Genomic DNA, 12,475 nt, shown 5'->3' with positions numbered 1-12,475 from the left:
AGCCGCACGGCACTGTTCCCGGAATATACGCGGAATGACCCGGGCCGCGTTTCCCCAGGTCAGCCCGGACGCGAAGAGAGGCCCCGGAACGCTCCGGAGCCTCTCCACCGTGGTCGCCGATCACGCCAACGCGTCCTCGATACGCTGGTTTGCGACGTCCCGTTGCCCGTCTATGCACTTAGCGTAAACACGCAGCATCACGTCGACCCCGTGCCCAGCGCGTTCGGCCGCTTCGGGCGCATGGACACCCGCGTTCAGCCACAGCGACACCGCCGCATGCCGCAGGTCATACGGCCGGGCCGCCAACGGCGATTCGACCTGATCGGGAGTCAGCGCCAGGGCGCGAGCCCGCTTCCACACCTGCGCGTAGGCCGAGCCCGAGAACGACTGCCCGCCGCTTGTGACGAACAGCCGCCCATCTTCGGCCGTCCCGAAGACGTCGAGGTGTTCCCGGAGGATCGCCACCAGCTCAGGAGGAATCGGGACCGGCCGGACCATGGCGTCCTCCCGATGCTTGAGGCCCCGATCATCGAAGGTCTCCCCCGAGTCGGTGTAGCGCTTGTTGGCCTGGGGCCGGGTCTTCTTGAGCGTGATCAGGCCCCAGCCGGTTGCCGGAAGTTCGCAGTCCTGCCGCCGAAGGCCCGCCGCCTCAGCCGGACGAAGACCGGCGAAGTACATGCACGCGAACATCGCCCGCAGCCGGGGCCCACGCGACCGGCCAACATAAGACACCGCCGTCAGTAGCTCCCGAGCTTGAGCCGAGTTCACGACGACGCGCCGGTCAACGGCCCCGTTCTGCTTCGGCGGACGCCACTTCACCCGATCGAGAGGATTCGCCGCCAGGTCCCCCAGTTCGACCGCGTAGCCGAGCGCATGCTTGAACACCGCCCGCTTGCGCCGGAAGGTCGAAGACGCCGCCGGCTGCCCGTCGAGCTGGAGCGCGAGAACCTCCAACGCTGCCCGCACCAACCGCGGTTCGTCCAAGTTCGTGATCGGCATGGACGCCGACTCCAGCCACCGCAGCGCAACGGCCAGGTCAGGCGACATCTCAGGACGGCGGTCATCCGGGACGAAGACGAATTGCCGAAGAAGCGCCCGCAGAACGGATGCGTCAGGACGTCCCGGCTTGTCCCGGACGAACACGAGCGTCACAGCGGTCATGGTGTCGGTGAGTCCCTCGCGGGATTTCGCCGCCGCATGGGGCCAACGCGCCGTGACGTATGCCCGTGCGAACTCCAGCCACGTGCTCGCTGTCACCGCCTTGAGCATGGACAGCGGAAGACCCGTGTCCGTATCGAACGCCTCACCGTTCTTGGCAGCCTGCCGCAGGTCAGACAGAAAGCTCTTCGCCTGGGAAGAGCGTTCGAAAGTCCGGGACTTCTCGCGACCACCGACCGTCCAACGCGCGGTGAACGAGATGACCTTGCCCGGCTTACTCGACCTCGGCCCCGCCTTGTTCGGCCGGACCTCCCAGAACTTGACCTTGTAGGAGGTGTTCACGCCGCCTCCTCACGCAGCGACCAGAGCCAGGCGTCGAGGTCGCTGCGATAGATGCGGATCTCCCCGTTCGGAAGCTTGAAGGACGCCGGGGCCCGGCCGATCTCTCGCCAGCGGTAGAACGTCCGCCGGGACACCCCGCCGAGCGCTTCGAGCACCTGGTCAACCGTGAGAAGTTCGTCCTTCCTGCCGCTCACGCTGCCTCCCGAGTCGCCGGAAGATCGGACGAGGTTGCTTGGTCGAGTTGGCGGCGCCGTTGTATGCGTTCGTTGATCAGGTGCAGGAGCCGTGCTTCGGCCGGCTTCACATCGGGATCGGCAGGCCCGGCGCGTTCCCAGACGTGGACGGCGTTCGGGTCGGCCGGGTACAGCACGGAGATTCCGGCCTCAGCGAGGCGTGCCAGGACCCACGCTTTGCGGTCGGCTTTATGGTCGGCGAGGGTCTTGCCGGACCACTTGCGGGAGACCAGGACGCGACGGCCGCCGTAGCCGAGATGCTCCCGGCGGTGTGCCTTGCCCTTACAGAAGCCCGGAGCCATGCCCTCCCGCGGATTCTTGGGCTGGATGCCGTAGCGCAGCCAGTTCGCGCAGGTCGGTGAGCACGGCTCATACCGGAGTGCCTCAGTCATCCGGTCGACGTGTTCACGCTGCGCCGGAGTCTCGGCGGTGTGGCACTCGGCTACGCCCTTGATGAGGTATTTGGTGAGGTAGCCGATGAGCTTGCGGGATTGGGGTGAGTCGGGCATGACGCCTTGTGCGTCGATCTGCCGCCCGAACTTCACCATGTGCAGGGGTTCGGCGTCTTCGTCCAGGCCGAGCGCGTCCAGCGCGTCATCCCAGGTCGGGAGAACCTCCCCCGTCGCAGGATCGAGGTATCCGCCGCCGTCCTCACCTGCCACGTCGTCCCAGACCGGCAGGTGAGCCCCCGCGAAGACCACGCGATCGGTGGAGGGCCACCACACTTGGTGATAGGTGGCCGCGACGACCTGACGCAGTTCCGCCCGCGAGATGGTTCCGCGTATGGCCATGTGCAGGTGGGGCGCGTGCCTCCGTTGAGGTTCGACGGTGGCGAAGTACTGGACGTCGTAGCCGACGAAGCGGCGCAGGTTCTGAACGAACCGATCGACCAGCTTGGAGAAGTGGAGCGCGTCCCGAGCGGCACGTGTGTAGTCGTAGCCGTTCGGGTCGACGGGTGTTCCGTCCGAGCGCACCCGTCCGTAGGAGTCCAGGGTGAGCGTGAGGAAGATCGAGGGCCGGAAGGTCTTCCCGTCGCGGCCCTGGTAGACCTTGCCGAGAGTGCGGGAATCGACCGGCCGCCGGGGAAGGTCGGGGGCGTCCTGCCGCCGTCGCGTGGAACGAGTGCGCCGGCCTTTGGTGTCCTCACCGGTCTTGAGTGCACCGCGGACCCCGGTGCGTTCTAGTTCGTTGTCCAGGTCACGCACGACCGCGTCCCAGAAGCCGACGTCTTCCCCGTTCGCCGTCCCATCCTCGGCTGCCTTGTCACGGGCCGCCGTGGCTTGCGCCCGCAGTTCCATCCAGGCGCGTTGCTCGTCGTCGGGATCGGCGCGCGTGATGACCGGCTCCTCAGTGAGGTGCCAGCCTTGGGAGCACTGCACGGCCCGGAGCTTGCGCTTCCGCTCAGCGCACGAGGGGCACACCGAGGCCATGGTGTGACCGCACGGCACGTAGACGACTTCGGCCGCGCCGGTGTTGAGGTCCACGCGCCGCATGGGCACGGGGCGGATGCAGACGCCGTGTTCGACCGCGACCGCTTCCAGGACCCCGCGCGCGAGCGGAGGGAGCGTCTTGACCACCGCGCCCGTCTCCGCAGGAGCAGCCGGAGCCGGAGCCGACCCGGAGGGCGAACCGTCGAGGGTCAGTTGGGTCACGCCGCCCCCTCGATGTCGAGGTCGGGGAGGCCAAGCGCGACCATGGAGCAGATGTCGTCATCGGAGACGTAGGCGGCCCGGACGCGGACCGGGTCGGGGGTGGTCTCCAGCCGGACGAACCCAACCCCCGCGCCGATCTGTGGGATGGATGAGATCTGATCGGCCAGGGCGCCACGGTCGCGGGCCCCGTCGCCCAGCACCATGTCAACCTGCTCGTCTTCGTCCAGGCGCAGCGCGATCCGGTCGGGGAACAGGTTGCGCAGGTTATTGACCTCTTTGCGCGCGTCCTGCTGCGCCCCGATCACGCAGTAACCCACCGACCGGCCCTGACTTGTCAACACCGCAAGGGCCGACTCGGCCCGCTTCCGGAGATCACGCTCCGGGCAGTACGCGGTCAGGAAGGCCAGTTCATCGACCACGATGACCCGGAACGGGTGCTCATGCGAAGGCGTGAACGATCGGGTGACGCCGGCGAAGCGTTCGGCGCGAGCGTTCATGTCCGCCGCCGCGTCCTCCAGGAGCGCGACCATGCCGCCGGAAGGGTCGGAGGAGTAGCGCCCGTATCGCTCGAACAGCGGACGCCCAAAGCTCAGTTCCATGCGTTTGGGGTCGACGGCCCAGACCTCCACCAGGCCCGCGAGGATCAGCGGGAGCAGCGCGCGGATAGCCGACCAGATCACCGACCCCTTGCCCGAACCCGTCGCCCCAGCGATCAGCACATGCGTCCCGAGGAGCCGCAGACGCCACGGCGAGCCGTCCTCTTGCCGTCCGATCTCCACCCCCGACAGGTCCACCGCGGACGGGTCGGGGACGGGAAGCGCGGGAATCGGGACGGCGAGGGTGTCACGTCGGACGAACTCCAGCCACACCCGTCCCGGGCGGTCCCCTTCCCGGACCCGGACCAGGGCAGCGCCGAAGCCGTGCGCCAGGTTGGCCGTGACGTTCTCCCAGGCGTCGGGGGCCTGCCCCTTGAGCATCTTCACCAGGACGCGGTCGGACGTCGGACCGCAGCGCACCCGCACAAGGGAGGGCAGGTACTCGCGGCCCTTGTGGACTTTGGTCAGGCCGGCGGTGATGAGGACGGGTTGCCAGTACCGCCGGTACACCCTCACCAGCCGCCACCGAGCCAGAGCCGGACGACCCACCCACCGCACAAAGGACGGACGGTCCACCAGAACCCACGCGGACAGGCCCAGGGTGACGAGGGCCAGGACCACGGCGGGGACCGTCCACCCGAACCGGTAGCCGAGCCAGCCCAGACTGGCCGCAGCGGAGACGGGGACGATGTTGCGGACGAGGAAGACGACCGTCCGGACAAGCACGCGGACGATGTTGACCAGTAGCACGAGCCCTTCGGGCATGTGCCACACCGGAGGCGCCCACTTCGGGGCCGCGAACGGGTCGCGTTGGGCCTCTACGGCGACGTTCTCACCAGGGCCGAGCTTGCGGAACTCCCATGCCATGATGGGTCTCACCTCTTCTATGCGCTGTTCAGCGGGGAGGGGAAAGCGGGGCGGCCGGAGGTACCAGCTCCAGCCGCCCCACCTGCTTTTCAGGCCGCCGACTCGCGGCGCGTCGAGGCGTCGTTGAGGGCGTGGAGCCGCTCCACCTCGGCCGCGTACCGCGCGAACACCTCGGCGAGTTTGCGCGCGGTCTCGACGTCTTCGGCGGTCGGTGCCTCGGGGTTGGTCGGCGCGATGAGAACCCGCGCCCGAGCGTGCGAGATCCAAAGCTGCGCGCGGTTCACGCCGGTCGGGCAGGTCATCGCCATGCGCCCGTCCGGGTAGAGGCTCACCGAGATGACCGCCGTTCCGTCCGGCTCCACCATGACCGTGGTGTGGCTGTAGGAGGTCTCCATCACGCCGCCTTTCCCTTGCCCGAGGACCGGCCCGAGGAGGGACGACGACCGGACCGGTACAGCCGCTCCACCTCCACCGCGTAGGCCGCAGCCTGGGAGGCCAGGCCCCGCGCGAACTCCACATCACCCGCGCTCACCTGCTCGGGGAGGGTCAGGGTGACCAGCACCCGACCGGCCGAGACCGTGAACAGCGGCGTACGTGCCCGGAACGGCTTGAACTCCACCGACGCCCCCGCGTCGATCGGCAGGGACAGCGCCGACATGCGCCCGCCCGCCATCAGGCCGCATCCTTCGCGGCCGCGCCGTTGTCCTTGGCTCGGTTCGCGCCGCCCTTGAGATTGGCCGGGAGGACCGCCGACGCCTTGAGGCTGTAGGCCAGTCGTCCGGTACCGGAGTTGACGTAGGGCGTGACCGCCAGCCCCTCGAACTCCACCGGCACGAAGGGGAACCCCGCCGGAGCCGCCGGAACGATCGGCTGAACCGGCGCGGTCAGCTTCACCTTGAACGTCCCCTTGGACTCCGGGTCACCGTCGACCACTTCCACCGCCCACACCAGTTCCCCGGTGTCCTTGTCCCGCGCCTGGACGAAGGTCTCCTTGGTGGAGGCGTCGAAGTCGCGGACCGCCTCTACACCGCCCTTGACGAATGCGCCCAGGGGGAACATGTCCCCGAACGCGACCTTGAACGGACCCTTTACCGCCATTGCGGTACCTCCAGATGTCCACCCGTCCGCTTGTCCGGACGAGTGCACCTTGAATGTACCTCAGCCACTCGACCGGACAACCTTAGAGGAGAGTGACCTGCATCACATAGCGAGTATTGGCAGGTCAGGGAGGTTGGGTCATTCGGGGACGCTGTAGACGTCTTCCAGCTCATGCAGGGATCCGGGCATCACGACCTCGGCGACGAACCGCACCGCGTCCGAGGCGTCATGCAGCCCGGCCAGCACCGACAGCACCGGCTCAGACTTCTTGATCTGCAAGAGGCGGGGTTCGTCCCCTGCGGGAAGGCGCGCGGTCATCCGCTCGGAGATGTGATCGATGCGCAGGCCCTTGACCGTGCGCAGGTGTGCCCGCAGACCGACCGGAAGCGCCGCATCCTTGTCCAGGTCGGTGCCGTACACCAGCTCTTGCGGGAACCAGCACGTCACCACCTCCGAGGCGATCCCGTCCCGGACCGTCACCAACCGCCGCGCCACCACACGCCCACCGTCCCCGCCTAGCAGGCCGGCGACCGCAGTAGGCGCATGCACCGATCCGACGTCGACCAGCGTGACCCCAGCCGCGGTTTCGGGTTGGTCCAGCACCGCCAGGCCCGGACGAGCAGGCCGCGCCGACGACGAGGGCCGGCCTTTGACGTACGAGCCGCGCCCGTGCTCGCGGATGATCCATCCGTCCTGCTGGAGCATCTGGAGCGCCCGCACCACCGTGGTACGCCCCACCGCGAACTCCCGCACGAGCTGAGATTCCGAGGGCAGCATGGCGCCGGGGGCGTAGTCCCCGTTCTCGATCCGGCGGCGCAACTCCAGCACCACCCGCGCGTACTTGGGGGGCTCGAACTCCAAACCCGACATGACGACCACCTGACGACTCTGGTGCTTGACCGCATAAGCGCACTTCACCGCACAGTAGCGCCCCTGCGCGCTTACGTCACGGCTACCGGGTCGCTCCGACCCGCACTAATCGCGCCGCGCCCCCGCAACAGCAGGGATGCGGACCGCTGGGAAAGCTCACCCCAGCTTTGGCACCGAGAACCCCGCCGCCAGCAGCGCCGCATGCACCTCGCCGACTCCTCGCGCGCCCATCAATCGCACCTCGTGCAGGTCACGCGACCACAGCAGGTCCAGCAGGTCGCCCACCGTCTTGGCGGTGCAGTTCCGATCGTTGCGCAGGGCGTTGCGGCCCCTGGTCGACAACTGCAAGCACGCCAGCGGACATGCCCGAGACAGCCGCCCGCCTTCATGCCTGTGCGTGCCAAAGGTGCCATCGACGGGAGCAGCAGGCAGCCCGGACACCCGCCGAGCCTCCACCAGCAGGGCCAGCAAGTCACCGACCGTCCACACCCCCAGGCACGTGACCGGGCATTCAAGCCCGATCCGGTCGTGCCCCACCGCATGCGGCCCGCCACCGCCCTGCCCGCTCGTCACCTCGGCCACGACCAGCCCCGCGCGTTGACGATCGCTTCCCGCAACTCGCTCGGACCCGCGGCCTCCACCAGGCGCAGCCCACCGCGGACCCGGACCATGGCCCACCATGCTTCGGTGGCGGTGCCATACCAGGCCACCACCCCGGAGAACTCTCGTTCGATCTGCGCCGCTACCGGCCGCCGACTGATCTCGGGCGACATCGACGCCGCCGCCACCCATGACACGCCCATCACTGGCACCCGCCCGACGCCTCATCCGGCGAGCTGGCGAAGGGGACGGCCAGCACCCGCGCGATCCGCTCACCCGCGAACGCGATGTCGGCCGCCGGGCACAGCGGCTCCAACTCCGAGAGCGCACGGCGGTCCGGCCCCGACCAGACCCACCACCACCACAACGCGCCCCGGTGAGTGCGGCACACCACCTCCTGCCGCAGTCCCGGACTCAGCGCCCGCGCCCGCGGATCATTCATGTCAGGTTCACCGGCCGGGTTGCGCGCCCGCACCGCGCCGTGGTCCATCACCTCGGCCGCCAGGCGCCGCCGCTCCAGGTCGGCCACCAGCGCCACAGCAGCCGACTGCCGCACTACGTCAGCCGCCCACGTCCTTACCTCATCACCCACAGCCACCACCTCCACAGGAAGAAGAGAGCGGGACCGGCGAACGACGACCCAGGGGCGCACCGCCACCCCCCGGCAGGCACGACCGCACCGCGCCGGGCGATCACACCCTTATCCGCCTGACCGCCGCCGGCCCCGCAGCTTTCTGGACTACGCCGCGCGCTCCTCACGCACCGGCACGCACCATCGACACGGCTTGCGGTCCACCGGCGGCCCGGACCCACCCGGCAGCCCCACCAGGACCGCCCGCCGAGGGTGAACGAACTTCCACCCCCGACCACCACAGGACCCGCAGTCCGGATTGCCCGCATCTTGCTGCTGCGTCATGCCGCACACGATCCGCCACAGCCCCGGCCCCGGCCCATCCCCAGGCGGTATCTCACAGCGGGATATACGCTCGGCAAGGTCTGGTCACACGGAGGGGAGACGGCATGCCGAAACGGGCATCAGACCCGATCGTCATCCCCGATGAACTGTGGGAACGCCCGCAGATGACCCAGGCCCTGACTGCCCGCGACATCGGGACCGTCTTCCACATCCTGCGCCAGTACGCAGGCGCGACTCAGACCCAGATCGCCATCGCTTGCGGCTTGACCCAGGGCAGGGTCAGCGAGCACATGAAGGAGGGCGGGCGCCGCGTCACCGAGCTGGACGTGTTCGAGCGCATCGCCGACGGCCTCCAGATGCCCGACGCGGCCCGCATGGCTCTCGGTCTCGCACCACGAACCCGGCCCGGCGTCCCGGCCCCCAGAACTCCCGAGCCCAAGGCCCGCACGGGGATCGTGCGCACCGAACCCAGACCGGCCGGAGCCGACCCGTCCGACCCGATGGACCTCTCCCGGCTGACGCGATGGCTGACGGTGAGCGACACGGCAGACGAGACGATCGAGAGCCTTGCCCGCTCAACCACGTCACTCGCCAGCGCACACACCCAGGTCCCTGCGAAAAGCCTGCTATCCCAGGTGCTTCGCCTTCACCGCCGCACACAAGACCTGTTGGAAAGCAGCCGGGCCCGCCCCCGCCACACCCGCGAGCTACTACGCATTGACGCCGATCTCCTCGCACACGCAGCCGTGATCCTCGGTGACGTCAACCTCGACCACCACGCCGAACAGTACGCAACTGCCGCCCTCATGCTCGCCCGAGAAGCCGAAACCAACGAGGCGTTCGCCTGGTACGCCCAAGCCAAAACGGCCCGATGGCAAGACCGCCTCATCGAAGCGGCCGACTTCGCCCGGCAAGGCTACGAAGCCAGCCCGCACACACCGATGAAGACGCAACTCGCCTGGTACGAGGCCAACGCCGCCGCCCTCCTCGGAGACCAGACCAGAGCCCGCCAGGCCGTCAAGCGAGCCGAGCAGTCCGCCGAGACCATCCACGACAGCCCCACCGACCGCTCAGTCTGGTCATTCCCCACAGAGCGCCGCGCCCTCTTCGCGCTCGCGGTGGCCACCCGAACAGGCGACCCGGACGGAGCCCTCCAAGCCGCCAAAATGGCCGACACCGCATGGGCAGCAGGCGCACCCGTCGCCCCAGCTATCTGGGCACAGATCCGCGTTGGCACCGGAGTAGCGCACCTACTCAAGGGCGACCTTGAAGGCACCGCCGAACAACTCGCCGAGCTGCTCACGCTCGACCCCGGCATGCGCCTGACCACCGTCACGCGCTACGTCGCCGACCTCGACCGCCGACTCAGCCACCCCCGCTACCTAGACACCTCTCTAGCCGTCCAGCTCAGAGCGCAAATCCGCGACTTCAACGCCGCCGCCCTCACCGACGACCCCCACATGGAGCGCTCATGAGCCCCCTGCCCACACGCATGATCAACCGCTGGCAGAACCGCCAGGAACCCGGCCCCGGACAGGGCACCCTCTATTGGCACATCCTCGTAGGCAACCACCCCGAGGCCCGCGACCTGGCACACACCGCCCAGAAGCGACTCGCAGGCTTCCACGGCCTCCACATGACCCCAACCGAGTGGCTCCACATCACCACTCTCGTTGTCGGCCCCACCGACGAGATCACCCTCGATCAGCGACAAGAGATGCTCGCCGCCGCATCCGAGCTACTCGCCGCGCTCCCGCCCGTCCCAGTGACGCTCAGCCGCATCCTTTACCACCCCGAGGCAATCGCCGTCGCGGTCGAGCCCACAGACCCCTTGAGGCATATCCGCAACGCCGTCCAGATGGCGATGCACAAAGCGACCGGACGCGAAGGACTCACCGAGGGTCCCGCCCAATGGACCCCACACATGACGCTTGCCTACAGCGAGACAGAACAACCGGCTGGACCGCTCATCACCACGCTGGGTCGCGACTTCCCAACCCAGGAGTTCGCGATCAAGGAGGTGACTCTCGTTGACCAGAGGGGCTCCGAACGCCTCTGGAACTGGCAACCCGTAGGTCGAGTTCCTCTCCTCGGCCGTTGACAATAACACTCCAAGGCGCGAATCGTCCCGAACGCTTTGAGATTGCCAACCTTGGCTGCTCTCTTAGGTGTCGAAATAACGTACGACCCGCATCAGAAAATCGGCTAGCGGCCCAGAAGGGACTTCATGCAGTCCGTTCTCAAATACATGCGATAGCCAATTTTCCTTACTAACCTTCAAGGGTAGCCATGATTCCAGTTCTCCTTGAGGAACCAAGAATACTCCACACTTCTCCAATTCACGAACAATTCTTTCTCCTACAGTCTTGCCCTCCACATCCAGGCAATCCAGCCCTTCTTTCTTTAGTATGCCCCAGGCACTCACGCCTCGCAGGCTCGCCTTAATTCGGTCGATCTCTTGATTGGTCAGAACAGCTTCACCGGAGCCATCGACTTCCATCGAATCTATTGTTTGTATAACATCTGAAACTTTCGGCGCTTCCGGGGACAGCCGCAGTACCGATCGGCTCAGCACTTCATGATCTTTTTCTATTTCCATCCAAGATCCGCCAGCGGCATCGATGGTCCTCCGCAGCAGCCCCCGCTGATTAAGAAGATCCAGATCTGCGATCGCCGCCACTCTAACCTTCAGCCCTCTAAGTTCTGAGATTCCCTTATATATGCGCCCTTTCCCTCCTAGGTGCGCAAAGAGCAGATCTAGATCCCGATCCACATCTGACATCTTATCGAGCGTTGCAGTATAGAAACGACAGTCAGAATCTCCTTCCGCAATCACAACGCCATGGTGAAAGAGTCCGTCTATTATGGACGAGTATTTAAGTAGCGGGTTCTTCCAAATTTCGGAGATACGGTTAGCATCCAGAACGTCGTGACGGAACCCCCTATGCTCGTCACGTGTGAGTCTTATAATTGAAACAGATCTGTTGGTGGCTTCGAGAATCCCTTGAAGCAGATCCTGACTATGTGTCGCTACAATCAATTGAGAATTTACAGGCGTCTCGTCGACCAATATCCTGCCAAGACGGCGAGCTTGAGAGGGATGAAGAAATGCCTCCGGCTCATCTATTACGGTAATCGGGAGTGGACGGACGACAGTACTGAGCAGCAGGCCAATAAAGCTGCGCAAGCCATCCCCCTGCTCACGCACAAGCGGAAGGGCGTCATATTGCTTGTGAACTTCAAGAGGTATCTGTCCCTCCTCAAAGTATGGTTCCACCTTCCCTAGACGCAATTCCAGAGTCGGAACGACAGTGTTGATGCATACCTCATCACCGAAAGCTCGCAATGTCATAGCTGAAAGCTTTGCCGTAAACTTCGAATCCGATGCCATTAGTTGCACAGGCCCGCCGGGAACAGACGTCATTGGATCAATCATTTGCTCCCCGCTAATTAGACTAAGTCGCCCTTGAGTGTTCTCATATCTGAGAATGAACTGCGCTAGATCACCCAACTTGGCCGCCGCTTGCCACGAGTGGCTAATATAAGTTTCCCGAACCCCTCCATTATTGCCAGAGGCGCCATACACCGCCTCTCCTGACGAGTTTCTTATCGGCCTCCATCCGGAGTCTTCCAACCAGGCCAGAAAGGGCCTCACATCCTCCGGTGACTTACTTATTTCGACGTCTTTAACAATAGGCTCACTCTTTCCATAATAGAAATTAACACCACGAGCAGAATTGATAATATTAAAAAGCGAAAACGACTTCCCTGAATTATTGGGGCCCACGAACACGGTAACGCCATCTTGAGGGATATCGACAATATCACCATTGTTGAAATAGAGCTTTGTGATGGCAATTTTGGAACCCATAACGTCCTTGATTCCTTTCATCTATGCGCCACCCTGACACAGCGGGTCGCGACTCGCGGGAAAGGTCTCAGAATAGCGTTGTTTGACGCACAGCGAAACGCAGTGAGAACCTTGCCGAATTAGGCTGTTTTGGATCAAGGGGCGGCGGCGCTTGGGCCGCTGCGCGGCCCCGCGCCTGGCCGCCCGGAGCGTGCGGCGTGGGCGCCGGTCACCGGACGGCCGCGCCGGGCCGCGATCGTGCCACCGCCGCCCCCGTCCGTCAGCCGCCGGCG

At 65.8% G+C, this 12,475-nt stretch carries 14 protein-coding genes; 2 read left to right on the top strand and 12 right to left on the bottom strand.

Annotation, left to right across the window (positions count from 1 at the left end; genetic code table 11):
* Positions 1-120 precede the first annotated feature (120 nt).
* The 11 genes from AB0H37_RS22370 to AB0H37_RS22320 form a co-directional block, all read right to left on the bottom strand.
* On the bottom strand, positions 121-1,500 hold the full coding sequence (locus tag AB0H37_RS22370) for a tyrosine-type recombinase/integrase (protein ID WP_360614854.1): 1,380 nt from the start codon (positions 1,498-1,500) through the stop codon (positions 121-123).
* Positions 1,497-1,694, bottom strand: a complete 198-nt coding sequence (locus AB0H37_RS22365) for a helix-turn-helix domain-containing protein (protein ID WP_360614852.1) — start codon at positions 1,692-1,694, stop codon at positions 1,497-1,499. Before AB0H37_RS22365 ends, AB0H37_RS22370 begins: the two co-directional genes overlap by 4 nt.
* Positions 1,691-3,385, bottom strand: a complete 1,695-nt coding sequence (locus AB0H37_RS22360; protein ID WP_360614850.1) for a replication initiator — start codon at positions 3,383-3,385, stop codon at positions 1,691-1,693. Before AB0H37_RS22360 ends, AB0H37_RS22365 begins: the two co-directional genes overlap by 4 nt.
* The gene (locus AB0H37_RS22355; protein ID WP_360614848.1) at positions 3,382-4,848 is read right to left on the bottom strand and encodes an FtsK/SpoIIIE domain-containing protein; all 1,467 of its coding nucleotides are present in this window, start codon (positions 4,846-4,848) and stop codon (positions 3,382-3,384) included. Before AB0H37_RS22355 ends, AB0H37_RS22360 begins: the two co-directional genes overlap by 4 nt.
* A gap of 89 nt (positions 4,849-4,937) precedes the next feature.
* Entirely contained in the window at positions 4,938-5,243 is a 306-nt protein-coding gene (locus AB0H37_RS22350) for a hypothetical protein (protein WP_360614846.1), read from the bottom strand.
* Positions 5,243-5,521: a hypothetical protein gene (locus AB0H37_RS22345; RefSeq protein ID WP_360614844.1), complete on the bottom strand. Its 279-nt coding sequence runs from the start codon at positions 5,519-5,521 to the stop codon at positions 5,243-5,245. Before AB0H37_RS22345 ends, AB0H37_RS22350 begins: the two co-directional genes overlap by 1 nt.
* Positions 5,521-5,946, bottom strand: a complete 426-nt coding sequence (locus AB0H37_RS22340; RefSeq protein ID WP_360614842.1) for a plasmid replication, integration and excision activator — start codon at positions 5,944-5,946, stop codon at positions 5,521-5,523. Before AB0H37_RS22340 ends, AB0H37_RS22345 begins: the two co-directional genes overlap by 1 nt.
* 138 nt (positions 5,947-6,084) lie before the next feature.
* Positions 6,085-6,774 (bottom strand): GntR family transcriptional regulator, encoded by a 690-nt coding sequence (locus AB0H37_RS22335; RefSeq protein WP_360614840.1) that lies wholly within the window; start codon positions 6,772-6,774, stop codon positions 6,085-6,087.
* A 198-nt stretch (positions 6,775-6,972) separates the two neighbouring features.
* Positions 6,973-7,398, bottom strand: a complete 426-nt coding sequence (locus AB0H37_RS22330; RefSeq protein ID WP_360614838.1) for a hypothetical protein — start codon at positions 7,396-7,398, stop codon at positions 6,973-6,975.
* Complete coding sequence (locus AB0H37_RS22325; RefSeq protein WP_360614836.1) at positions 7,386-7,619, bottom strand: hypothetical protein; 234 nt, start codon at positions 7,617-7,619, stop codon at positions 7,386-7,388. The genes AB0H37_RS22330 and AB0H37_RS22325 overlap by 13 nt, the downstream gene beginning before the upstream one ends.
* Positions 7,619-8,008, bottom strand: a complete 390-nt coding sequence (locus tag AB0H37_RS22320) for a hypothetical protein (RefSeq protein ID WP_360614834.1) — start codon at positions 8,006-8,008, stop codon at positions 7,619-7,621. The genes AB0H37_RS22325 and AB0H37_RS22320 overlap by 1 nt, the downstream gene beginning before the upstream one ends.
* A gap of 428 nt (positions 8,009-8,436) precedes the next feature.
* Here AB0H37_RS22320 and AB0H37_RS22315 point away from each other — a divergent pair, with 428 nt between their 5' ends.
* Together AB0H37_RS22315 and AB0H37_RS22310 are read left to right on the top strand one after the other, a co-directional pair.
* Positions 8,437-9,807 carry a helix-turn-helix domain-containing protein gene (locus AB0H37_RS22315; RefSeq protein ID WP_360614832.1) on the top strand — a complete coding sequence of 457 codons (1,371 nt, stop codon included), beginning with the start codon at positions 8,437-8,439 and terminating at the stop codon, positions 9,805-9,807.
* Positions 9,804-10,433 carry a 2'-5' RNA ligase family protein gene (locus AB0H37_RS22310; protein WP_360614830.1) on the top strand — a complete coding sequence of 210 codons (630 nt, stop codon included), beginning with the start codon at positions 9,804-9,806 and terminating at the stop codon, positions 10,431-10,433. The genes AB0H37_RS22315 and AB0H37_RS22310 overlap by 4 nt, the downstream gene beginning before the upstream one ends.
* Positions 10,434-10,496: 63 nt before the next feature.
* Here AB0H37_RS22310 and AB0H37_RS22305 read toward each other — a convergent pair whose 3' ends face one another.
* Positions 10,497-12,224 carry an ATP-binding protein gene (locus AB0H37_RS22305; protein ID WP_360614829.1) on the bottom strand — a complete coding sequence of 576 codons (1,728 nt, stop codon included), beginning with the start codon at positions 12,222-12,224 and terminating at the stop codon, positions 10,497-10,499.
* Positions 12,225-12,475: the final 251 nt, after the last annotated feature.

Source organism: Actinomadura sp. NPDC023710, assembly GCF_040639875.1.
Classification (GTDB): Bacteria; Actinomycetota; Actinomycetes; order Streptosporangiales; family Streptosporangiaceae; genus Spirillospora; species Spirillospora citrea.
This window is presented reverse-complemented; position numbering and strand designations above follow the sequence as displayed.